The organism is Phocaeicola acetigenes (genome assembly GCF_027529745.1).
Lineage (GTDB): Bacteria > Bacteroidota > Bacteroidia > Bacteroidales > Bacteroidaceae > Phocaeicola > Phocaeicola acetigenes.
Genome location: NZ_JAPZVM010000004.1, coordinates 118,331 through 143,034, shown reverse-complemented (window position 1 = coordinate 143,034; position 24,704 = coordinate 118,331). Strand labels below are relative to the sequence as shown.

Genomic DNA, 24,704 nt, shown 5'->3' with positions numbered 1-24,704 from the left:
ACTTGTTTAAGTTTTTGAGTTTTTAAGTTTTTTAGTTGGTTGGTGTTATCAAACTCATAAACACAAGAACTAAGAAACTCATAACACCTTGTCCCATTGTCAACTACAATTTAAAAATTCTCTCCATCAGTTTCCATTTCTCGTTAGCGGCCTGTCCGGGTGCAGCCTTCTGGTACTTGGCCATGTGCGCTTCCCATTCCGCCTGGCGTGGCAGCGTAGCCAGCCGTGCATAGTCACGTTCCATATCAAACTCGTCTGTTGTATCCATAATCATGAACAGGCGGTTTCCGTGGATATAAATCTGCATATCCAGGATTCCCACTTCGCGGATTCCCGCCTTCACTTCCTCCCATACATGGGCATGCTCCTCCACGTACGCCGCTATCAGCTCCTTGTCGTCGTAGAGATCCAAAGTCTGGCAATATCTTTTCATTCTCTTGTAATAAATAAATTAATTATTCACAGTGATATAAAAATAAAGAGGTCTGAAAAACAGGCCTCTTTTAAACTATACTCTTTTATTCAATCATCATGCGATACAATGCATTACTGCATGACATATTTCCTCAATACTTTTGCAATCCGTTTATACCCCTCACAGTTAGGATGCAGACCATCCGAAAAAAGCTTCTCGTCTATCTTTCCATCCTTTCCGATAAAGACATCAGTCAAATCAATCACCTGCACCTTGCGATCTGTAGCCACTGCTTCCTCCAGCAACCCATTCAGCACACCCAACCTTTCCTCCATATTCCGGCGAGGCAATATTTTCACCACATACAATTTCGCATCAGGCTGTTTGATTTTAATCCACGATACAATCTCCTTAATACCCGAGACAATTTCTTCGTTTGTATTCACACTCAGATTATTCGTCCCCAGCATCATAAATATTTTCTGTGCGCTATACCCATCCAGTTCCCCATGTTGGATTCTCCACATCACATTCTCCAGCCGATCCCATCCAAAACCAAGGTTCACCACTCTTTTCCCTTTAAACAACTTTTGCCAGACCTCGTCCGCCACTCTGCGCTTTTCAAAAGGCTCACCTCCCCAGAAATGCGTAATCGAGTTACCCAACATCACGATTTCAGGCTTCTCCGTTTCGTTATACTTCAAGATCTCCTCATGCCTGTCGTTCCACTGATAAGTATACGAGTCACGATGCTGTCTCGCCGGCACGAAGACAGTCGGCTGGAGTTCCGGATACAGCACGCTGGTAATTTTCCTGTAATAAGCCTCTGCATACTGCTGCATGCCCAGGTCAGTCGCATGCACTCCGTCCACCTGACTATCCATCCCCATTCCTATCTCCTCAAAACTAAGATAATACAAGTTCCTCACACTATCCTTCAGCGCTTCATAAGCCGCCTTCAATTCCCTATTCGTCTGGGTAAACAAAGCCCCTTTCTTATCCGAAGCCCGATACCCCATATACCCGTCATGTTCCACCAGCAAGATAGGAGTCTCGTTTTTCTCTCTCAAGATACCGATACCCTTTATCAGTCTTTCCCGGATCAGCTTCACTCTTTCCTTCGTCATATTCGGCATACAGTCGATGACATACACCGCCGCATCACACTCAGACAACAATCTGAACATACTTTCATCCAGTTGTCCGTTGCCGGAAAATCCCAGATTCACCACAGGCCTGTCCAGTTTCCGCTGCAATATATTCGTCCACGCCATACCCGGGCGCGACGCACACGCCCCCTGCGCAATCGAAGTACCATACACCACTACCGGCTTTTCCACCGACGGTTTCACAAAATCCATTCTACATCCCTCCGGAACCCCGATCTGCAACCATTTCACACCATTATACAGCGGTAAATACAACGTATATTCATTCCCTTTCTTATGCGTATTCCGGTCAGTCAGATCCTCATAAGAATACTGTATCGTATCCCCAAACTGATAATTCCCGGCACACCAGTTCACCACACCGTCGCAATCCATGGAATACAAGTCCACACCACTCACTCCGGTAGCAGGCATGTGCACCATCGAAAGTCCGCCAGTCACCTGATACCTCACCCGCACAGACGTTGCATTCGTATAAAACTTCACATACACTCCCGCCGTCTGCAGCGATAAATCCCACACCGGTTTTCTCACCAGTTCCGCCGCTCTATCCGGCAATCTCTGAAAATGTCCACCTATCTCCGCATTCCACCACCGTCCATGAACCGGCAAGCAGGAATCCTTAGCCGGCTCATACCACACCGTACGGACCGCCTTATCCCTCTCAATAAGCTCCTTCAGCTTTTCAGCCACACACTCATAACCCTTTTCAGTCAGGTGAATATAATCCCCGCTATACAAATCCCCCTTAATCGTTCCCTTCTCATCCAGGAACCACTCCGTAGGATTCACATACACCACTCTTTTGTCGAAGCCGTGTCCGCCCAGCACCTCATGTATCCGATTACATTGCCGGCGCACCTCACAGTCTTTCTCCTTACCCGAAGGGAAAAGCCCCAGTAAAATAATTTTCGATTCCGGAAACTCTCTGCACGCCTCTTCAGTCACCGCGATAATCCCTTCCGCAGTATCCTCCGCATCATCCCCTCCCGAAATCAGATTATTAATACCAATCGCAATCACCACATTCTTCGGACGACATCTGTTATAGTTTCCATTCCGCAATCTCCAGAGCACATTCTGCGTACGGTCTCCCGAAATCCCGGCACTGGCCCAGTTCCCTTCACCAGCCATACGGTCCATAGCCGCTTTCCCCGGCTTATACGTAACCAGCTTCCGTTCGCCTCCCCATCCCTGCGTGATAGAATTTCCCACCAACAGCACATCCAGTTCCCGTCCGTCCAGTTCACTTTCCACCTCTCCGGCAATTGCATGCCATTCGGCACCTTCCTTCCATCCGGCCCCCGACCGGTATTCATTCCCCGGTACCGCACGCGTACACGGATTCAGAAAATGCCCTGTAGCCTTCAGTATAAAGTTCACAATCTTCTCCGGATTATTCAAAGAATGAGGATGATGCCCGATACCCGGTTTATGAATCACCCTTATATTCCCCTTTTTCTCCTTCATGCCCTTTTCAAAAAGAGCCGTATTCTCTTCCACCGGTACAATCTCATCCGCATCCCCCACCACGTGCAAGACAGGGAATCCCGCCCGGGCAATTTTCTCCACATGATCCAGCGGATTGCCGTGCCACTTCAAAGCCTCCGCTTCGTTCTTAAACCCATACGCCTTCATCAGCTGCTGAATATCGGTTTCAGAACCCGCATATTTCCCTTTTCCCATCGGCCAGCTCTTGAAGTCCATCACCGGAGCATCCGCATAAATACAAGCCACCTTATCCGGATTTTGTGCCGCCCAGTTATACACAATCAGTCCGCCCCGGCTCATCCCTTCGAGCACCACCTTCCTGTTGAATCCCCGTCCGGTCATAAACCGATAAAATCTATTCCAACGTTTTACCGCCTTATCCGCACCATACAAGTCAGCCACATCACAATATGCAATATGAAACCCCTGTTCCAGCAAGTCGATATCCGTTTGAGGCTCATGCCCCCAGAACCGCGCCCTCCATACCCAAGGCTTTCCCTTCGCTTCCTTCGCAGGCTTTACAATCTTACACTCTACGCCATCCACTTTAAAATCCTCGCCCCTGTATCCGTGAAAGTTAAACGCCGTTCCCCCGTAAGAAGCAGGAGCCACCTCCTTTCCTCCGGTCATATTCAGAATAAACTCACCTGTTTTTCTTGCCATTATGCCAGCCCCAATGGCAGACGGATGCAGACGGTCGGGCATTAAGGCACCGTCCCATTGATCACCGAAAATATTGAACAAATTTACAATACCAAGTCCGTTCCTGTAAGCCAGTTCCTCTACCGACTCCCGCACCTCCTTCTCAATCAGTTTAGGGCTGATGGTATTCTTTTCAGTCAGAAAACACCTCACCGGTGTCAGCAACACCACCTTCGGATTCGACGGCAACCCCTTGTAAGCATCAATCAAATGCTGTAAATCCTCCATAAACCGCTCTTTTCCCTTCCAGTTCTGCGGCTTGGTATCATTGGTACCCAGCTTTATCAGCACGATATCCGGTTCAAATGCCAGCGAATTTTTGTAAACCTCAGTCCGGACATATGGATAGTCCCCGTCGGTCTGTGCAGTCGCCCCGTTCGAGCCAAAGTTCTGCACCCGATACCCGTCTCCCAGGAAATACTGCAATTGCGCAGGATACGCATTCTTTTCCCTATGATTGATTCCCGCCCCATAAGTAATGCTGTTGCCCACACAGGCCACTTTAATGCATTTCTCTGCACCCGAAACATTACATACAAACAAAAGAAGAAGGCCTATTACCCAAAGCCTGCCCATAAACAAGTGTCTCATTTTTTCAGATTTAAAGTTTGCGATTTATAAATTCTCCCCCTATTTATTATACAAATTATATGCAATAATCGCAAAAAACCTTGATATTCGCAAGCCAATAATAAATAACTACAGTTTTATACAGCAGTATAACGTTATTACAAAACACAATATATATTTTGTATTTAATGAAAAAGCGGCTTCAGTAGATATGAATTTGTATACCCACGTAAACCGCTTTTGTAGATTCTTGCCTTTACTTATTCTTTAAGGTATGTTTTTCGTGTATATTACTATCAATGTCTTGTTGTGGTAGAGATCTAAGCTATATACAGTAATTATACTAAAAAAACGAGAAAGACAAACACGCTTGATCACTTCTTCTTTATTAATAGAAAAAAGAGAATATGACATTTCTATAAAAATAATCCTTTATTTTTATAGAAATAATAACAAGAAAAATGAAATCTTTCCTTTTGAATGTGTCTTTCTCGGTTCACTTTCCTTCTGTAAGGAAACTTTCTATAAGTTGATAGGTGTCAAATAGTCCTTTTTTTCATCAGTTTGGCTGAAATAAAAGGTGGAATTTCTAATCTCTACGGAAAATATCACGAGTATATACTTTCTCTTTCACATCATCCAGGCAATTGTCATAGCGATTAGCAATGATAGCCTGAGACAGTTTCTTAAATTCATCCAAGTTATTAATCACCTGTGAGCCAAAGAATGTGCTACCATCTTCCAATGTCGGTTCATAGATAATCACTGTCGCACCTTTCGCCTTGATACGCTTCATCACTCCCTGAATAGAGCTTTGGCGGAAGTTATCACTGTTCGATTTCATGGTCAGACGGTATACACCGATAGTACAAGTTTTCTCTTCCGAAGGGTTATAATCGCCACGGTTGTAATAATCATAATATCCCGCCATGTGCAGTACACGGTCTGCAATGAAGTCCTTACGGGTACGGTTCGATTCTACAATCGCCTCAATCAGATTTTCTGGTACATCCTGGTAGTTTGCCAACAGCTGTTTAGTATCTTTCGGCAAGCAATAGCCCCCATAACCGAAAGAAGGATTGTTATAATGAGAACCGATACGCGGATCCAGACTGATACCCTGAATAATCGCCTGTGTATCCAGACCTTTCATTTCTGCATAGGTATCCAGTTCGTTAAAGTACGATACACGCAGAGCCAGATAAGTATTAGCAAACAGTTTCACAGCTTCCGCTTCTTTCATTCCCATAAAGAGGGTGTCGATATTCTCTTTCAAAGCCCCTTCCTGCAAGAGAGCTGCAAAAGTATGAGCTGCCTCTTCCAGATGCTCTCCTGCAATGGAAGTAATCGCTTCATTTTCTTTATCCTGTCCTTTGATTATTTTAGGGATGCCTACAATGATACGGCTGGGGTAGAGATTGTCATACAGTGCCTTGCTTTCACGCAGAAACTCCGGAGAGAAAAGCAAATTGAATTTCTTTCCGGCAAGAGCAGGAGTATTTGCAAATTTCTCTGCATATTTCACATACAGGCTACGGCAGTAACCTACCGGGATAGTACTCTTGATGACCATAACGGCATCCGGATTCACTTCCAGTACCAAATCAATTACTTCTTCCACATGACTGGTGTCAAAGTAATTCTTCACCGGATCATAATTGGTAGGAGCTGCAATCACTACAAAATCAGCATCTTTATAAGCAGCTTTTCCGTCTAATGTAGCGGTGAGGTTTAGTTCTTTTTCTGCCAGATACTTTTCGATGTATTCATCCTGTATCGGGCTGATACGATTGTTGATTTTTTCTACCTTTTCAGGTATTACATCTACTGCAGTTACTTTATGATGCTGTGCCAATAAAGTGGCAATAGAAAGACCAACGTAACCAGTTCCGGCTACGGCGATATTCAGATTTCTTAAATTTTTCATTGTTTCATTTATTAATTTATTTCCTTTAAAATATTCTTTAGAAATAGCGTATTCCCTATGATATAGCGTCTCCACATCCGTTTCGGCTCCTTCAGCAAACGGTACAACCACTCCAGACCATGCTCCTGCCACCACAGCGGAGCACGTTCCACCGTACCCGCAAAGAAATCAAACACCGCCCCAATCGTTCCCACGTGGCAGTGAATATCTAGTTCCTTCCAGTGCGTATACGTCCACTTTTCCTGCTTCGGCGCCGTCATCCCAATCCACAGCAAATCCGGATTCGCCCTGTTAATCGCTTCAATAATCCCTTTGTTATCCTCTTCGCTAAACTCCGGCTTATACGGAGGCGAATACGTTGCCACCTTGATGTTCGGATAATCCACAGCCGCCCGCTTCCGGATCAGTTCCAGCACTTTCTCACTGCTCCCCATAAAGAAACACGTACCCCCTTTCCGGTTCAGTCTGTTCATTTCGTGTACAAACAAGTCCCATCCCGCAATACGTTCCGTGGGTTGCGATTTCGCCTTCAGCCACCGGCACGCCATCACCACGCTGGCCCCGTCGGGAATCAGTACATCCCCTTTGGTCAGTGCTTCGGCAAACAGACTGTCTTTCAGTGCCGTATTATAAGAATGAGCATTAATCGTATTGATAAGTAACTTGCCATCAGGCAACGACGATAGCTCTCTTCTGGAAGTCAGAAGAGATAACTCTTTCAGTTTAAGCATATATAATAAGATTAAATATTATTTTTGCGTATCCAAGTCCAATCAGTAGAGCATAATGAAATCTTACGACATAGATACCCTTTATCAGAAGTATAAATCGCTGAACAAGCGTCAGCGTGTGCGTTTATTGTCCCGTCTTCAGGCGCAGGGCATTGCCATTGTCCGCATCCAGCCTTATGCCTATTCCGAGGCACTCGGGATCAAGCATTTATTCTTTTATTTTGAGGGAAGCCGGGAAGCTGTGCCTTATTTCCTGTTGGAATCCTCTGTGTGGCAGGCGGTGCAGAGGGAGTTGATGGAGGAGGAGTGAGGATGGATTTACGATAGTATAGCTTCCTTCAAAATCGATGCAATACGTTGTTCAAAAGCCTCTAGCGTAAAGAACTGTTTGTATCGTTCCAATCCTTTATTCCCCATTTCAAGACGCAAGGAAGTATCTTTTAATAAAATTTCTATTTTATCAGCCAAATCCTGTGCTGACTTTTTGGGTACAATATACCCTGTTTCATTGGGGATAATAATATCCGCAATTCCCCCTTCATTGGTACTGATACAAGGAAGTCCCTGCTGCATAGCTTCCAGTAACACAAGAGGAAAACATTCATTCGAATAGTAAGTCGGGAAAACAAACAAATCTGCATTTTTCAATATTTCTTCTTTTTCTACTCCGTATTTTTTTCCTTTATAGCATACTTGTTCATTCACTCCTCGTATTGCAACCTCCTGATTAAAACGTTCCGCATTGATATCAGCCGTTTCGCCTCCCACGAAATCACAGGTAAACTGATATCCTTTTTCTTTCAAAATCTTGCAAGCATCCAGTAAGGTAAATACCCCTTTATCAATCAATAAGTTCGATAAAAATAAAAGTTTAGGAATTGCATTATGTTTTCCTGCAGAAGGTTCGGCTGCCAATGCTTCCGGAATCCCATTCGGACAGATACATACATCTTTATGGGATACATACTTTTGTACATCCGCATAAAGTGCTTCTGCCAGTAGTATCACTTTCAGATTCTTAAAAAAAGTACGATACAATAAATTGTCTATTACCTTATCTTGTCTTAGCGATACCCCTTTATTATGATAATGCACTACTACCTTGCACCCCATACTTTTCAGTATCTGTATCACAATAAAATCCTTGTAGAAAGCACCTCCTTTTGCATTGGGAGTTACATATACCAACTCTGGTCGGATACGTTTTACTTCTTTACGAATCTTATTAAGTAATTGATAAAACTGCGTAAACTTTTGCAGTCGTATCTTTCCTATATCTGCCAAGTCTTTTGCTGTAGCAAGATTAATATAGTAGCAGTCGAATGCTTCATTCACTACACGGCTGTCGTGAATATATTTTCCCATCATAGCTGCTCCATGAACAGGAGGGGGCATGTGCATGATAAACAGCACTCTCATTTTACTGTTTATAGATTCTTTCATATTCTTGTTGCATTTTTTCTATTGAAAAATGGGTACTTGCAAATTGATAGGCTTTTTCACATAGATATTGATAATCATATTGAGGCAGGTGGTTGAAAATGGTTAGAAAATCTTCGATGGAGTTATTTTCTACTATTAGTTCCCAATTCTTAGGAAGTGTTTCATTTAATCCTAAACATGAATTAATAATAGAAGGTGTATAGGCTAAACTTGCTTCAATAGACATTAACCCTAATCCTTCAAAATTAGAAGGCATAAATAGATAGTCAAAAGATCCTAAATATTCCGATAAATTATATACTTTAGGATATAAAGTTACATTATTTAGTCCTTGTATGGCATTAGTTAGTTTTTCTTTCATAGAACCATCTCCGATGATATGGAAGAAGAAACGTTTATCTTGTTTTAGTGCAGTTACTACAGCAATTAGTTCATCTATTCCTTTTTGATATTCCAGTCGCCCAGCAAAAAGGATATTGATTTTATCTGTTTGGACATTAGAGAATTTTCTTTGTGGTTTTATTTCCAGACCGTTATAGATAATAGGAGGGAGTATACCTCCATAGGCTTCTTGATATTTTTGTTGTGTAGAAGTGGATATAGCAATATTACAATTGTTTTTTTTATAAAATCGCTCTACAATTTTGCCAATTCCTTTCCATTCATTCCAAAGTTCCGTATTATGAATCGTTCTGATATATTTAGGCTTTATCCAAAAAAGAATCCAAGCTATTTTTCGAAAGATCCACAATGCTAAATCAGGGATTTCTGTATGTGTATGTATGATATTGGGCTTAATTGTTGCATACTTTATAATAAACCAACTCCAAAACAGACAAAGAGCTATTTTCTTATTTTTAAAAGGAGAACAATAATAATTTATATCATTTTGTTCCAATTCTTTTTTCAGTTCATTGGTAAATGAAGATTCTCCTTTTACAACTTCAAAAAGGAAGTATTGAAAGTCTGGAGATTTTGATTTTGCAATATTTATAGCTACTCTTTCAGCTCCTCCTAAATCAAAATGGCTGATGATATGGAAAACTTTCATGAAATTTTATTTTAAGGATTGGATTAATTTATTTTTGCATGATTCAAATGTTGTTATTAAGATTGAGGAACGTATTTGATTTAAATTTATATTAGGAGCATTATTTATATACTCTTTTAATAATATTGCAAGTTGATTTTCATTTTGAGGATCAAAGAGATGTCCGTTAATATTGTTTTTTATAAGTTCTGCAGAACCTGCATTTTGTGAACATAAAACGGGACAGCCGGCTTGTAGTGCTTCTGCTGTCACTGCTCCAAATGGTTCATATACACTTGGAAGAACAAAAATATTAGCTAAATTATACCAGGCATATAATTCATTACCTTCATATCTTCCAACAAAAAGAACTTGATTTGATAAGTTTAATTTTTGTACTTTCTCTTGTAATTGTTTTTTTTGATTTCCTTCTCCTACTAATATTAAAGTATAGTTAGGATTAGCAATTTGTTTATATGCGTTAATGAGTAAATTTAAATTTTTTACTTCTGTTAACCTTCCAATATAGAGAATTATTTTTTTCCCTTTTAACTTAAACTTATCTTGAAAAGATATAGATATGGGCAACGATTTTTTTAATTGTAATTGATAATTATTTTCTTCTTTAATTATAGGAAATACAATTATTTTTTTTTTGATTTTAAAATTTTCTTTATACCATTGAGATACTTGGGATGAAATAAAAATAAAACCATCTAATTTATGTACTAAATAAGACCGTAATTTTGCTCTTATTCCTTTACATTCTTGAGCTATTTTTAAACTGTCATCGCATATGGTATAAATAGTATATTTTTGTCGAAATAATTTTTTATAGAAATATGGTATTAATACTGGTAAGCCATATTCTCCACCAATTATAATATCGGGTTTATATTTGATAATATGATATAAATATCCAATATTAAAATCCCTATTTTTAATAACAATTTTTATATCCATAAAAGAATAAGTAAAGCGAGCTTTACTTAAAAGTTCTTTTTGATTAAAAGGTTGATTTCTGTTATTGCGTGATAGGAATACTATGTGACAATTATAATTGTCTGCTAAAGTATTGAAAAAATCAAGTCTATATGGAGCTAATGCAGAATGAAATATAAGTAAATTTTTCATTGGTTTTTATATTTAGTATTAAACTATTGATATCGTTAGCGTTCAATTTTGATATGTCGTATTGGGAAAGAGACTTTTCAGTATTTCCCTCTAAATAAATCAAAAATTGGAGCTAAATTTTAATTTAGTATTGTTTTTAATCGTTATTGACAAAAGATTTTTGTATTCCTTTGTCCTTCAGTAATGTTTCGGAATAATTTTTTCATGTTATCGATCGCGATATATCATTCATCCTACATTTGAAATCTATGTATGGTATGTTGTTGAGGTATTTTATGTACTTAGTATATCGAACGCCTCCGATTATCTTCATTTTTGTATTTATCTTCATGCGTTTGTATTACATTTTTTTGTACGGTCTTTCCTTTTTCTTGGTCGGTTGTACGTATATTGGGGCTTACATCCGGAGCAATCTCTTGGATTCTGGTTACTGTCAAAATCGTTCTCATCTTTTACTTTTGAGATTGTTTGCTGCTTTACAGTCAATGTTTTCTAGTTTTTAATAGATTCTTTTTGTCTAGTTTTTTCAGTACCTTTAAAGCGTCGTCCCCTTCAGAAGTAATTCATTCTGCTTTTTTAAGATCTGCTATCATCTGCTTCAGCTTTAGACACTAAAAGATAATTTATAAATTTAAGAAATTTTTTAAAGATAAAATATGCTGTTGATGTGTTAAATAATAATTGTTAATGTTATTAATGTAATTTTGATGAACAGAAGGGATAAGAACTTCTGTAGGAGAGAAATTTTCTATTTCATCAAATATTCTTCCAATGTTATAGACAGTAATAAAATCTAAAAACTTACATTTTTTACCAATTACTGGAGTTCCTCTAAATATTATATCAAAAACTACACCACTACTATGCTCTGAGTAAGCTCCTGAATAATTTAATATACAATATTTACTGTTTCTGATTGTTGTATCATACTCTTCATCAGATAAATATTCAAGTTTTAGTTCAATATTATTACTGTTTTTGCAAATCTCAATAATCTCTTTTTTTATCTCTTCTGTTTGAGGCTTACCTGCAATAAGAATTCGATAGTTTGTATGTTTTAATTTTTGTGCAACTTCTACTACACCTTTGTCTTTGCAAATTAATCCTAATAGACTAAAATCATATTTTCTTTCAGAAAAAGGTAAGATTTTTTTTGCATTATGACCTGTATAGATATAATCGGGAACAATGCAATATGGCCGTTTATAGGCATTTCCTATTTTTTTGTCTGGACAAATAATTCCATTTATTTTTGAAGAAGCTAGTTTATAAATTATTTTTTTTATAGGACTGTTTACGCATTCTGTATTGTATTGTATTGTATAAACTTTACATTTTGATTGTTTAAAAAGAGCTATACCGATAAGTGCTGTTGCTACTGAACTACTTTGAATGATAATAATGTCATTTTCATTTTTATGCTTGAATAAGAACATCAAATTTTTTAAAGTTCTTATTTTGTTAATGATGTTAGATTTTTGGCTATAAGTATCATATGGTAAAAGATACGTATTATTAAATTTTGTTTTATAAATAGGACCTCCAGTTACTAGGACTTTACAAGTGTCTTTAAACATGTTATAATAATTACTTGCTACTGGAAAATAATGACCTGGTGAGATACCATTATTGTTCATACTTCGAACATCTGCTATATAAAGTGTTTTCATTTGTATATATTATGAATTGATAATTTAGAAATCTATTTTTTTTATAAATTGAGCAGGGTTTCCTCCCCATATTTCATTGGCAGGAACATTATGTACAACAACAGAACCTGCAGCGATAATAGAGTTTTCTCCAATTGTCACTCCTTTTAGAATGATGCAAAAGGCTCCAATAAATGCATTCTTTTTAATGTAAATAGGAGCATTTCTTACAGTTTCTAGTTTATCTAGATAAATTCTGTCTTTTGGGTTTATATTATGAAAATTTGTATCATATATATGTGTCCCCACACCAATTTTTACATGATCTTCAATAATTATTTTATTGTGACATATAATAGTTGTTGCTGTTATTCCTACATGGTTTCCTATTTGTAAAATGGCTTGATTTCTAACTTCTATCTTACAACGAGCAATAATTCCAGATGCATTATTTTGTACCCAATTGCCTAAAGTTAAATATTCGCCTATGTAACAAGAAGCGTTTATAGATAAGTGAATTACTGGTGTCCCAGAACTTTTTAGACCACGTTTAAACTTAACGTTGTTTAGGATAAAGTAAAGTTTTGTTATGAAGGTTGTAGCTAAGCAATAGAATCTCGCCCAGCTAATTTTTGCTCCCTTATATATCCAGATTATTTTTTTCATTGTTCTAATATTGTAATATAAATAGTGATTAATTTTGGGAAATATCTAATTTTAACATATTGTATAGAAAAATCTGCTTTTAGGCGTTTTCTTCTTAAATAGATCAAAAATGTAATTAAATTTCGTGATTTCTTTATCCTTTGACAGTTTTGAAAATACTTTTTTCAAGTAATTGACTGCGATATACCATTCATTCTACTAGTCAAAATTAGTGTATGGTATGTGGTGGAGACATTTTCTGTAATTAATACATCAAATTTGTTTCTGTTTCCCAATTGACACCTCTGTTTTTATATATGCTCTCATAGGTTTGTATAACATTCTTCTTTCAGTACAGCTTTTTCTTTCTTAGTCGGTTGTGTGTGGATTATTTAATTCATTGCTGAAACATCTTACAGGAGCGGACGCCTTCAAAGTCATCTTTATTTTTTTTCTTTTAAGGTTGTTTTTTCCTTTCCAACTGATGTCTTCTGGCTTTTGAAACATACAGATTCTTTATATCCTGTTTTATTTGCTCTTTCAGAGTTTGTATTTTCTTCCTGAAGTTTTTCTATCAGGATATTTCATGGGGTTATCATCTGCTTTAGCTTTTTATTTGAGAGTTTTTCTTTGGACTTAATAGCTGCTTACTTGTTCTATTTCTTTTTCCAGAAATTTTTTCTTTCTGCTTGTCAGCCTTACGTAGTATGAAATACTTGTCAAATAATATTAATTTTTGCATAGAATTCATATTTATTTGTCATAATTATTACTGGTTGATATTTTATATTTTTCTGTCTTTTTGAAGAGAAAAGCTGGCTTCTTTCTTTGATGTTCCTAGCAGTGTTTTGCCTACTATTTGTATTGGTATGATTGTTGTGTATTCTTACATAAACACCTTCCTATGTAGCTTCTGTTTTGTTGCGGATGAATAGACTTTCGAAAACACTGTTATCATGCACATATTTTTAGTTTTGAATTACAGTAGCGAAGGTCATGTTTTTATATTTCAGGGTAATACGTCAAAATAGGATGCTTACACGCTTACGTTTTTACGTTATCAGTATCTAAATAACTATCTTTGAAAGTAGCAGCTATTGTTTTATTATTTTAGTATACTTCCCTGATATTTAATCAGATTTAGTTTTTCCTGTTCTTATCTTTATGGTTAAAACTTTTTTGAATTAAGATGGAAAACCAAAATGAAATAATTGATAGGTTATGTGGAAAAAAGGCAAATGATTTGATGAATGGAAGTATAGTTTTAAGATATTTTTTATGTTCAATATTGACTGTAATGATAGAATTATAAATTTGGACAGCACTTTTAGGATATTTATTATATAATTTTTTATGCTTTTTGAGTATGATATAAAAACCTTTTATTCTTTTTGTATCACTTCTTGTTATAGAATCAGGCATAATATGGTATAATACTAAAGGTTTATTGATGAAACTTACATTATATGTTTCTGTAATTCGTATCCATAAATCAAAGTCTTGAGATGAAGGAAGAGATTCATCAAATCCTTCTAACTTCCGTAAAATATCTGTTTTTATTAATGGAAAAGAACATCCGCCCATATAATTACATGAAAGTAATTTTTCAAGTTGTTTTTCTTTAGGATATCCTTTTATGAAAGTCATTTCTGATGTTTTTCCATTTACATATATATTTAGGCCAGAACAATATACCATAGCTGTATTTTCTTTCATGAGTGAATATTGTTCTTGAAGCTTTTCACTTTTCCATTCATCATCATCATCAAGAAAGGCTATGTATTTTCCTTGTGCATTTTTTATTCCTATATTTCGAGAATAGCATGCTCCCTTATTTTGGCTATTATGGAAGACTTGTATAGTAAAATTTATCTCATTAAATGAGTTTATAAGTTTATCAATTTGTTCCTTATAAGGATAAAAATCATTTATTATTAAAACTTCAATCTCTTGATAACTTTGGTTGATAATTGAATCAATCGCTCTTTTTAAAATGGGCATTTCCCTTTTATAGGTTGTAATAATAACTGAAATTAATTCATTCATGCTGATAACTTAATAAAGATTAAAACCAAAAAACATGTAGTGATAATGATACCTGAACATGTAATAATTAAATAATATAGTGATAAAAATCAATGCTAATGCAAAAAATTCTATCTTGTAATTTCCAATAATAATATATTTCTTATTTTTTATTAATTGATTGTAGATTAAATATGTTAAGGGGGTCAAAAAAATCATCGCAAATGAATAACGTGATAGAACATTGTTCGCGATAGAAGGGGAGGTGGAGCCGATACAAAAGCCAGAGAGCAATAGCATGAAAAGGTAAAACGGAGGTAATGTTTTTGCTCTCTTCCATGTGTATAAAATCATATATGTGAGGAGTAAAACATGTACTATTCTGAATATCCTCATAAGTATATACGATGTACTATTGTTAAAATTATCAGAATTGAAATTTCCGGAATCAGACCCTGTATGGGTATACGCATTTGCATGGTGTTGCATTGAATTCATAATAGCATTATCGTTTCCTGATAGAAAAGGAATATATTGTAAAGCTATAGGCCAAACAATCAGCATAATACTAATTGCAATTATAATTCTTTTTTTCTTTATATAAAGAATACTCCTTAAAAGTATCAAGATCCAAGCTGATGAATGAAGTAACGCTGATATAATGTATAACCCCCACGTTAATAATTTATTTTGTTTTATGCATATATCTTTCATTAACGCATAGGAAAATATACTGAAAGATAGCATATTGCGGACGCCATTTGAACCATCAAAAAAATCTATCATCCATAAAAGTAGGATTAATAAATATTTGGTTTTCGTATATGGTATTTGATAATTTTGGCATATCGTAAGAATACCATTTAGAGGTAAAAAATAGATAAAGAAAATTGAAATAGCAGAGTAAAAATTGTTATAAGGTAGTAAACTTAGAATATAAAAATAGATTTTTAAAATATCTCTACCGGTAAAGTATATATCCTGAGCTAAATCAGGATGTGAAAAATAGTTCCATCCTTTTTGACGTAAAATGTCTAAATGATAAAATGCTACTGTTAAATCTGAATCTTTTTGAACTTCCTGAAAAAAGGCCAATATAGCAAATGCTATTGAAACAAGAAATATTCTTTTTTTAAGCTTGTTTTTGGGAGTATAATATATTGATGCAGATAAATATAGTAGAAAAAAAAAGTATAATATTATCATAATATTTTTAATTTATTCTTTTTTTTATTTTAGCTGGAACGCCCATTACTATTGTGTTGTCAGGGACAGATTTTGTGACTACAGCTCCTGCTGCAACTATTGCATTTTTCCCAATAGTAACTCCTTTTAAAATCACAGCATTTGCTCCTATCCATGCACCTTCTTTAATATAAATAGGAGCTGTTATGAATTCTTCTCCATCTTTTATATTGTGATCATGATCTACAATGACTACGTTGTTTGCAATTGTTACATGGGATTCTATTTCGATATGATTGAGGGCAGTAATGGAAACATTATGATTTAAAAATACATATTTATTAATTATTAGATTTCCTTTATCTACTAATAAGTGAATATTTGAACGAGATAACATTCTTCTTCCTATTATAATTTTACCATTGTTTTTACATCTAATTTTTGGAGGGGACTCCCATAGCTGATATAATGAAATATTACAATGTTTTGGATTTTTTATTTTTATAAGTAAGATATATAATACATTAAATAGAATCTTGATATAAAATGTGATATTTTGTTTCATCCTTATTTATCAATTAAAATCTCAATATTCTTATATTCTTGTATATTTGAATAGTCATATGACTGTACATTGGGTTTAATATCCCATATTATGGAATCACTAATCATTATTTCTTTGAAAAAGGTGTAAACAGAGGCATCTTCATTGGGTAAGATAATACCGTTTTTGTTATTTATAATTTGTTCTTTTGCTGATGCGTATTCAGTAACAATAGGTATAAGACCTAACATTTGCGCTTCTGTAACAGCCATTGGTTTTCCTTCGTATCGTGAGGGTAGAAAGAAAACATCACATTGTTTTAATAATGGGAGAGGGTTCTTGTGTGCACCGCAGAGATAAATTATATCTGTGAGATTAGCAGATTTTATCATAGAATTAAGTTTATTGTAATCTTTTCCGTCACCAATTATGTACCATGCAAAATCTTTTCTTAATAGTCCCTCTTTTTTTAGTTGGGCTAATGCTTTTACTCCACGATCAAGTCCTTTATGGAAAAAGACTATTCTACATGTAGATACGAACTTCAAATGCTTTGATTTAATATTAGGTAAGGTATAATTAATTGGTTCTAAGGAGCGTTGGATAACAAGTTTATTTGATAATAGATTTTCAATTGTTACACTACGATTTGATAAAAATGGAAAACATTTATTAAAACTTTCTTTACAATAATTGGAAACTAATACGATATTATCAACCTTGTTGATATATTTTTTATCTATATTGGCATTAAGTCTAGCTCCTATATAATCTACGTGGATCCATGTTATATATTTTTGGGCTTTTACTTTGGATACAGTGTAATATAGGGGAAGATTTTCTATAAAAGATATGGCTACATCGTATTCTTTTATTAAAGGTTTACAATACCTCAAAGTATCTAGAGACATTATTTGACTACGGACGTTTGATCTTTTCAATACTTTATCGTAATATAATGCTTTTACTAAATTTAAAATACTTTTTATTGAAGTTATTTTTTTGAAAGTTAACTGTTTATTTGAAGGTACAAAATATGGAAGTATATTTACTGATTTGGGGATGAATGAATTGTATTCACCTTCTCCTTGAAGTAATAAATCAACATTATATTTTGTATAATCAATTTCATTCAATAGTGAAAGTAATGATGTTGTACTTCCTCCTATAGATAAGGTGTTATAAACGATTAAAATTGTTTTCATTTTCTAAAAGAATTTATAAATGTGTTATGTTTATCTTATAAATGAAACTCATCAGTTAATATTTTTCTCTTAAATAAACATGGAGAATGTTTTTTGTTTTTTATCTTGTTAGTATTGATTTAAGTTTCTATAAATAAAAAGAATTATAATTTTTACATCCTTTGATTCTTTTTCAGAAGTTGATTCTTGTTCTTTACTTTTCTTAAATGGTATATGTTCTATGGTAAATAAATGTATTAAAAAATAGCTTTAATTTTATTATTGATGATCTTTTTTTCTTGACAAGTAATTCCAAATATATATATTCCAATAATGGTTATTACGAAGGCGAGAAATGAGGTCAGTATAAAATTAGCGAAGCTTATTTTACCGAAATATCCGTGTATGAAGATAGCCAATGTTGTACATCCGCTTACTATCAGTATATTTTTTAGTATTATGTGTAAAGAAAAATAACTTATACTATATGATTTTATTAATTGTTTTAGTAGCAGTAGTCTGGCGAGTAACCCTATGGTTATAACTATTATACTTGGGATCATAGCCATATATGGTTTATATCCTAATTTTAGTATGATATAGGTTAATGGTAATTCACACATCATTATAATACAGATTATAATTTGGAAATTTTTTATTTTTCCAGTGGCCTGCATGGCTGTAACTAATGGCCCAGCCATAGAGTTTATTAGAGCCGCAATAAGTGCTAAAAATAGGAATTCAGTAGTATATGGTGGTACAGTTCCTAACCATAAGTGTAGTAAGTAATCTAGATTTACTATGACTGGAATAGATATGATTGATAGTAAGTAAAAAGAATATCTACATCCAGTATATACCAATTGTATAGATTCTTGGAGATTTCCAGCTGCATATTGTTTGGTAATTTGGGGATTTAGGGCCATTATAAAATTATTAGAGAAGTTACAAATAATACCATTTACTTGTAGTGCAACTCCTCTGGCTGCATTGATAGTAGTTCCGCAGAAAAGATTTAGTATAATGTTTGACCCTTGATCTTTTAAGGAAAAGCCTAGGTTTCCTATAATGCTCCAACTGGCAAAGGCAAACATCTCTTTGAATAATTTTTTATCGAAATTGAACTGATAGGTACATTCTTCAAAGTTTTTTTTGCAATATATACCGTAAATTGCTCTTATGATTAATGAAACGCTGAGAATAAGGATGGCGTATGTAATTAGTTTGTCTGCAGGAAGAATCAAGAGTAGATAAACTATTACTAACTTCAATCCAACTTCTACGATACTGATATATGCAAATGTTTTCATGTGTTCATGTGCTACAATACAGGCATTATAAGGTACGCTTATTACAGTAATCATAAATGTAAATATGGAGCATTGATAAACCCAATTGGCGGCAGTCATTCTATCGGCTGCGATATTCATGTGTGTGTTTAAAAACCATAATCCTACTGTCTCAGCAATAATAAAAATAATACCAGCTATTACTAGATGAATAGTTACTGAAGTACAGAATACGTTTTTTAGTTTTTGAAAATTTTTTGTGCCTAGTTCAAAAGAGATAAACCGTTGTGAAGCTGCAGTCATGGCCGAATTCAAGAATGCTAGCATGGCTACAATGCCTCCTACTACATTATATATACCGTAGTCGTTTACTCCCAATGTTTGGAGTACTACACGGCTTGTATATAGACCAATAATGATGATGAATAACATTCTTACATATAGCAACATCGTATTCTTCGCTATCCTCTTATTATTCTCTGCTGTATTTGTCATAAAGAACCAGTGTGAATTTTATTCGTTTGAATGAGTAAATAATAATGTTTTTAACATTTCAAATTTCTCTCCACCACTTCTCCACCACTTTTCCACCACCCTGAAATGATGTAAATATTTCAGATTTTCCACATGGTGGAGAGGTGTGGAGAACAGGGGAAAACTGTACAACCCCGACATTTTACCGAAAATGAACGTAGTTGTAAATCAGGTGATTAATTTTTCAGCTTGTCGGGGTTGTCGGGGTTGACATGCATTTTCTTAAACTTTTTATGGAAATGTGTGGAGAGATATAAAATTCATTCTCTCCACACTCACACGTAAAAGTTTTATAAAATAGGGTGACAACCCTGCCAACCCCGACACGATTATGTATTCTTGCAATGAATATTTATATAGTCGCTCTGGAAAATCCTGCCTATCTTTTTATGAAATTCCAACCATTTCTCGGGGTCGTCTTTCAATGCATTTGCATACAGATAGTAGATTCTGTAAAAATTCCAGATACTGTCTGAATCCCTTTTTTTAAACGCATGTAGGTGCTTTCGCCCATGCGAGTGATTCTGCTTACTTCGTGAATGGAAAGAATCTTGCCATTCACCAGAGTTGTCCGACGGATTTCGTCGAAAAATGCTCCCAGTGCAATGCTGAGAGGAGTACAATGTTTCATAAATGAAATTATTTAAGTTATCCCGGACACTATTGTCCGAGACTGTTCTTACTGCTAATATCTGTTAAGCATTGTTTATACTTGTTATATTTGTTGCTGTCATAGTTGCAACGCACGTTTGCATGCTACAAACTTGCCTGCTACATTTGAGCGTGTTTTAATTTTAACCTAAACTATGGAAAAAACTACTTTCAGCCTTTTCAAAGGCTATTCGGACACGTGCCCGTCCGAAACCACATTGGCTCATCTTCTACACCTTATCCGCGAAGACCAAACCGTAAAGAACCATACGGAGAAGTATCGTTATTACCGTTCCGAAGGGTATCAGGCTCCGGCTTCCCGGGAGAAGGCTTCGTGTCCCTGTTTCGCAGTGGCAGTCCGTTTTTCCGGTGGCAAACAACAGAAGCACATTGCTTCGTGGACCGGATTCTCGCTTGCCGACCTCGATCATGTGCCTGCACAGCGGATGCAGGAAGTGCTGCAGCGTGTTCGCGAAGACGAGCATACGGTACTGGCTTATGTCACCATCAGCGGGGAGGGAATACGTATTCTCTTCCGCATGGATGTGCCTATGGAGGGGCTGTCTGCTGCCAAAAAGATAGAACGCTATAAAAAAGCCTTTCTGGCTGCCAATGCCTATTATACCCGACTGACGGGTGTGGAGTGCGACGGGGCCTGCAAGAATCCTACCAGGCTGAGCGGACTGGCTGCCGATCCGGACGTGTTCTTCAATCCGGAGGCTGTGCCGTTCAAATTCTCAGCGAAGGACCTGGAGCCTGTACGAAACGGCAAACTGGAGCGCGTGACGGCTGCCATCAACCGTGAACTGAAACAGGCCGGTGTGGTGTACGAGGCGCATCATCGCAACGACTATATCATGCGTACGGGCTATCTGCTCAATGAGTACGGCATTCCGATGGAGGAAGCCTTGCAGTGGGCAGAGGGCCGGTTTACCGATTATACGGGCGATGTGGCTTCTATCTTCCGTTCCTGTTATGCCGACAGCACGAAGTTTGATACGCGTGTGCCGGTGAGGGGCAGGGGACGGAAAGAAGGCACCGAAGCGGTGAAACGGATGGCGACGGTACACGACATCGAGCAGTTCCTCGATACACAGGGAGTATTCCGGCACAATGTGATTACCGGAAAATATGAAATGCGTCCCAAAGAATGCGACGAGGATGCTCCTTTCGTGGAAGTGACCGACCGCATGGTCAATACGCTCTGGAGCCGGATGTGCAAGGAGGGAGAAAATCTCCGCTTGTCCGATTTGCGCAATGTGCTGGAATCGGAATATGTAGAGGATTACAATCCTTTTGTGCATTATTTCAACTATCTGCCTGCCTGGGATGGAAAAACGGATTACATCGGAAAGCTGGCCGATATGGTGGAGGTGTGCGGCAATCAGGAGCATTTCAGGAAGTGTTTCCGGAAATGGCTGGTGGCAGCCGTGGCTTCCATTCTCGATCCGCGTATCATCAATCACGAGATTCTGGTACTGGTGGGACCGCAGGGGGTGTATAAAACCACCTGGTTTAACCGCCTTTTGCCCGAAGAGCTCAGGGCGTATTTTTATCTGAAAACCAACAGCAGTCATCTCACCAAGGACGATATGATGACACTCTCCGAGTTTGCTTTCGTCTGTCTGGAAGAGATTGACGAGATGCGTCCGTCGGAAATGAATCAGCTGAAGGCTTTGGTGACTTCACCCGACATCAACGAGCGCCGGCCTTACGGGCACTACAAGGAAAAGCGGGCGCACATTGCCAGTTTCTGCGGTACGACAAACAATGCCAACTTTCTGAACGACCCCACCGGACACCGCCGCTGGCTGCCTTTCGAAGTGAAGCAAATCCAGAATCCCTACGATACGCCCATCGACTACGAAGGAGTCTATGCCCAGGCGCTGGCGCTCTGGAAGGAGGGATTCTGCTTCTGGTTTGCCAACGACGAGATTCGTGAAATCAATGCGCACAACGAACAGTTTGAAACGACCAACATGGAGCTGGAAGTGATTCAGACCGGATACCGCCGTCCCATGCCGGGAGAGGAGTGTCAGTTCATGACCGTTACGGACATCATGGCCCGTGCCGGATTTATGCTGAAAATGCCGCTCAGTACGGTAAAAATCGGTTTGGCACTGAAGAAATTAGGCTTCGAACAGGTCCGGGCTGCCGGAAAACGGGGCTACCGGGTGATTCCGCTGAACGATGAGGAAATTCACCACAACCGTCTGGCAATGGGACGGTATACCGAGCCTCCTGCCGAAGGAGAAGCCTCTGTCTGAACAAAGACGGAGACTGTACGTGACCTGTACCGATGGCTTGCGTGATTTGTATCGTCAGCGAATGATACTTGTATCGCAGGCTTACGATACAAGTCACGTTTTAGCCGGATTCAGGGCCGTCCCAGATAGCGGAAAAGAATTTCCACCTGAATGGAGGTAAACATCTGCTGGTTGGGACGGTAGCCGTAGTCCTGAAGTTCCTTGAACAGCGCCTTATTCTGCTTCAGCCATCGCGTCAGCCGGTTCACCGCCGCTTCGGGAGTCAGTTGGGGCGCATAGGCCATGGCCAGTTCTCTACGGTAGTAAGGATGGATTTCCCACTCTTTTTCTATCTTCTCTTCAGGAATACTTGTGTCTCTCATAATTGCTTGAATATTATTGTTTTATTACTATAAATATAGCAAAAAATCCGCTAATATCCATTGCCTGAGAGAATTATTTTATACGATTTTATTGCATCTTCTTCTATGTTCTTTTCTCTTCTTCCACACCTCTTTTTCCGTGTTGTATCTTTGTTTCAGATTGAGAGAGGGAACAAGTTGACGAGTTGACAAGGGAACAAGAAAAGCCTCGTTAACTCGTTACCTGAAACCTTGTAATCTAAACAAGCGCCTTGTCAACTTGTCATCTGAAACCTTGTAACCTAATTAATAACCTTAAAAACTTAAAGCTTATGGCCTTAAATTACAGTATCTCGATGAGATCTTCCAATCCTACGGATCCGGAAGCAGTGAAAAAAGCGTATGCAAAAGCTCAGATCGGCAGCAACGTAAGTCTGAAAACCATGTCGAAGCGAATCGCTTCGCAGACCACGGTGAACCGTGCCGATGTGATGGCGGTACTTACCGCCCTGGTGGACAACATCTTTGAAGTGCTCCGTGAGGGCAACCAGGTAGACCTGGGCGAACTGGGCAAGCTTCGTCTGCAAATCAGCAGCGAGGGTGCCGAAAATGCGGAAACCTTTACTTCGGATTACATCAAGGATGTAAACATCCAGTTTGTACCGGGTGAAGACCTGAAAAACATCTTTGCCGGAATGGAATTTACACCGGTTCCGACCCGTGATGCCGTGCGTAAAGTATTGAAAGCTCAGAAGGCTGGTGAAACCACCGTAGACATCACCCCGGAAAAAGCCGGCGAAGATCCTCTTGTCTGATTAAAAAAATTCCGGGACCGGTTGCTCACGCAGGCGGCCCGGACCTAACCTAAAACTAAATTAGAATTATATTTGTTAGATTTATCTTTATATGGAAAATTCTTCAAAACCTAAAAATGTGTGGGGCATCGTCCTCAAAGTCATCATCACCGTAGCTACGGCTATTGCCGGAGCGCTGGGACTGAGTTCGTTTGTGTAGAAGTTGACGAGTTGACCAGTTGACAAGGGAACAAGGTGTTATGAGTTTCGTAGTTCTTAAGTTTATGAGTTTGCGTATGAGGACATCAACAAACTGGCAAACTAAAAAACTTACAAACTTATACTAACAAGTGCCTTGTCAACTCGTTACCTGATACCTTGTAACCTAACTTAAAAACTCATCACCCATGTACTTCCAGAACTTCCGAAAAATAGATACCATCGTGATCCATTGCAGTGCGACGCGTGAAGACCGGGATTTTCCGGTGGAAGCACTTCGGCGCTGCCATCGGGAACGGGGATTTGCCGATATCGGCTATCACTTTTACATTACCCGCGACGGAGTGATTCATCCGTGCCGGCCTTTGCATCAGATCGGTGCACATGCAGCCGGATGGAACGAGCACAGCATCGGAGTGTGTTACGAAGGGGGACTGAGCCGGAAAGGCCGTCCTGCCGATACCCGTACCTTGACCCAGAAATGTGCCTTGCTGGATCTGCTTCGCCAGCTGAAGGCGGACTATCCACAGGCACGGATTGTAGGGCATACCCAACTGAGTCCCTATATCCGTAAAGCCTGTCCCTGCTTTGATGCAAGGAAGGAGTATGCGGAGCTATAAAATGTAGAACGGAGATTGAAGAGTGAAGAGCCTCCGGTTTTCCGGCAGAAATTAATTTATTAATACATAAGTTTAGTGTCGGTTAGCCTGCCGGCTCTTCATTTTTTGTGTTTCATTCCTTAATAATATTTTCTTCGCTCTCCAT

Annotated in this window: 21 protein-coding genes; 5 read left to right on the top strand and 16 right to left on the bottom strand. The window is 37.8% G+C overall.

The window, feature by feature from the left end; all coding sequences use genetic code 11:
• Positions 1 to 103: 103 nt before the first annotated feature.
• The 4 genes from O6P32_RS07005 to O6P32_RS06990 form a co-directional block, all read right to left on the bottom strand.
• Positions 104 to 433 (bottom strand): L-rhamnose mutarotase, encoded by a 330-nt coding sequence (locus O6P32_RS07005; protein ID WP_269877666.1) that lies wholly within the window; start codon positions 431 to 433, stop codon positions 104 to 106.
• 113 nt (positions 434 to 546) lie between these two features.
• Complete coding sequence (locus O6P32_RS07000; RefSeq protein WP_269877665.1) at positions 547 to 4,368, bottom strand: GDSL-type esterase/lipase family protein; 3,822 nt, start codon at positions 4,366 to 4,368, stop codon at positions 547 to 549.
• A 568-nt stretch (positions 4,369 to 4,936) separates the two neighbouring features.
• The gene (locus tag O6P32_RS06995) at positions 4,937 to 6,274 is read right to left on the bottom strand and encodes a nucleotide sugar dehydrogenase (RefSeq protein ID WP_269877664.1); all 1,338 of its coding nucleotides are present in this window, start codon (positions 6,272 to 6,274) and stop codon (positions 4,937 to 4,939) included.
• A gap of 11 nt (positions 6,275 to 6,285) precedes the next feature.
• Positions 6,286 to 7,005, bottom strand: a complete 720-nt coding sequence (locus O6P32_RS06990; protein WP_269877663.1) for a WecB/TagA/CpsF family glycosyltransferase — start codon at positions 7,003 to 7,005, stop codon at positions 6,286 to 6,288.
• A gap of 55 nt (positions 7,006 to 7,060) precedes the next feature.
• Here O6P32_RS06990 and O6P32_RS06985 point away from each other — a divergent pair, with 55 nt between their 5' ends.
• Positions 7,061 to 7,315 (top strand): hypothetical protein, encoded by a 255-nt coding sequence (locus O6P32_RS06985; protein ID WP_269877662.1) that lies wholly within the window; start codon positions 7,061 to 7,063, stop codon positions 7,313 to 7,315.
• A gap of 8 nt (positions 7,316 to 7,323) precedes the next feature.
• On the opposite strand, the gene O6P32_RS06980 is transcribed toward O6P32_RS06985, so the two are convergent.
• The 11 genes from O6P32_RS06980 to O6P32_RS06930 all read right to left on the bottom strand — a co-directional run bounded on the left by O6P32_RS06980 (position 7,324) and on the right by O6P32_RS06930 (position 20,298).
• Entirely contained in the window at positions 7,324 to 8,448 is a 1,125-nt protein-coding gene (locus tag O6P32_RS06980; RefSeq protein WP_269877661.1) for a glycosyltransferase family 4 protein, read from the bottom strand.
• Positions 8,426 to 9,499: a glycosyltransferase gene (locus O6P32_RS06975; protein ID WP_269877660.1), complete on the bottom strand. Its 1,074-nt coding sequence runs from the start codon at positions 9,497 to 9,499 to the stop codon at positions 8,426 to 8,428. The genes O6P32_RS06980 and O6P32_RS06975 overlap by 23 nt, the downstream gene beginning before the upstream one ends.
• 6 nt (positions 9,500 to 9,505) lie before the next feature.
• Complete coding sequence (locus O6P32_RS06970; RefSeq protein ID WP_269877659.1) at positions 9,506 to 10,612, bottom strand: glycosyltransferase family 4 protein; 1,107 nt, start codon at positions 10,610 to 10,612, stop codon at positions 9,506 to 9,508.
• Between the two features lie 623 nt (positions 10,613 to 11,235).
• The gene (locus O6P32_RS06965) at positions 11,236 to 12,282 is read right to left on the bottom strand and encodes a glycosyltransferase family protein (protein WP_269877658.1); all 1,047 of its coding nucleotides are present in this window, start codon (positions 12,280 to 12,282) and stop codon (positions 11,236 to 11,238) included.
• A 24-nt stretch (positions 12,283 to 12,306) separates the two neighbouring features.
• A complete protein-coding gene (locus tag O6P32_RS06960) occupies positions 12,307 to 12,927 on the bottom strand; it encodes an acyltransferase (protein WP_269877657.1) in 621 nt (206 codons plus the stop codon).
• Between the two features lie 1,119 nt (positions 12,928 to 14,046).
• Positions 14,047 to 14,952 carry a glycosyltransferase family 2 protein gene (locus O6P32_RS06955; protein WP_269877656.1) on the bottom strand — a complete coding sequence of 302 codons (906 nt, stop codon included), beginning with the start codon at positions 14,950 to 14,952 and terminating at the stop codon, positions 14,047 to 14,049.
• Positions 14,953 to 14,961: 9 nt separating this feature from the next.
• Positions 14,962 to 16,137, bottom strand: a complete 1,176-nt coding sequence (locus tag O6P32_RS06950; protein WP_269877655.1) for a hypothetical protein — start codon at positions 16,135 to 16,137, stop codon at positions 14,962 to 14,964.
• Positions 16,138 to 16,144: 7 nt separating this feature from the next.
• Positions 16,145 to 16,681, bottom strand: a complete 537-nt coding sequence (locus O6P32_RS06945; RefSeq protein WP_269877654.1) for an acyltransferase — start codon at positions 16,679 to 16,681, stop codon at positions 16,145 to 16,147.
• Positions 16,682 to 16,683: 2 nt separating this feature from the next.
• Positions 16,684 to 17,865: a glycosyltransferase gene (locus tag O6P32_RS06940; protein ID WP_269877653.1), complete on the bottom strand. Its 1,182-nt coding sequence runs from the start codon at positions 17,863 to 17,865 to the stop codon at positions 16,684 to 16,686.
• Between the two features lie 236 nt (positions 17,866 to 18,101).
• Positions 18,102 to 19,628: a lipopolysaccharide biosynthesis protein gene (locus tag O6P32_RS06935; RefSeq protein WP_269877652.1), complete on the bottom strand. Its 1,527-nt coding sequence runs from the start codon at positions 19,626 to 19,628 to the stop codon at positions 18,102 to 18,104.
• Between the two features lie 460 nt (positions 19,629 to 20,088).
• Complete coding sequence (locus tag O6P32_RS06930; protein ID WP_269877651.1) at positions 20,089 to 20,298, bottom strand: hypothetical protein; 210 nt, start codon at positions 20,296 to 20,298, stop codon at positions 20,089 to 20,091.
• A 175-nt stretch (positions 20,299 to 20,473) separates the two neighbouring features.
• Here O6P32_RS06930 and O6P32_RS06925 point away from each other — a divergent pair, with 175 nt between their 5' ends.
• Positions 20,474 to 22,585, top strand: a complete 2,112-nt coding sequence (locus O6P32_RS06925) for a VapE domain-containing protein (protein WP_269877649.1) — start codon at positions 20,474 to 20,476, stop codon at positions 22,583 to 22,585.
• A 110-nt stretch (positions 22,586 to 22,695) separates the two neighbouring features.
• Here the strand turns inward: O6P32_RS06925 and O6P32_RS06920 are convergent, their stop codons facing one another.
• Complete coding sequence (locus O6P32_RS06920) at positions 22,696 to 22,947, bottom strand: DUF4248 domain-containing protein (protein WP_269877647.1); 252 nt, start codon at positions 22,945 to 22,947, stop codon at positions 22,696 to 22,698.
• A 311-nt stretch (positions 22,948 to 23,258) separates the two neighbouring features.
• Here O6P32_RS06920 and O6P32_RS06915 point away from each other — a divergent pair, with 311 nt between their 5' ends.
• The 3 genes from O6P32_RS06915 (at position 23,259) to O6P32_RS06905 (ending at position 24,559) form a co-directional block, all read left to right on the top strand.
• Positions 23,259 to 23,741 (top strand): HU family DNA-binding protein, encoded by a 483-nt coding sequence (locus O6P32_RS06915; protein ID WP_269877646.1) that lies wholly within the window; start codon positions 23,259 to 23,261, stop codon positions 23,739 to 23,741.
• 91 nt (positions 23,742 to 23,832) lie between these two features.
• Positions 23,833 to 23,940 (top strand): smalltalk protein, encoded by a 108-nt coding sequence (locus tag O6P32_RS06910; protein ID WP_269877645.1) that lies wholly within the window; start codon positions 23,833 to 23,835, stop codon positions 23,938 to 23,940.
• Positions 23,941 to 24,127: 187 nt separating this feature from the next.
• A complete protein-coding gene (locus O6P32_RS06905) occupies positions 24,128 to 24,559 on the top strand; it encodes an N-acetylmuramoyl-L-alanine amidase (RefSeq protein ID WP_269877643.1) in 432 nt (143 codons plus the stop codon).
• The last annotated feature ends 145 nt before the right edge of the window (positions 24,560 to 24,704 follow it).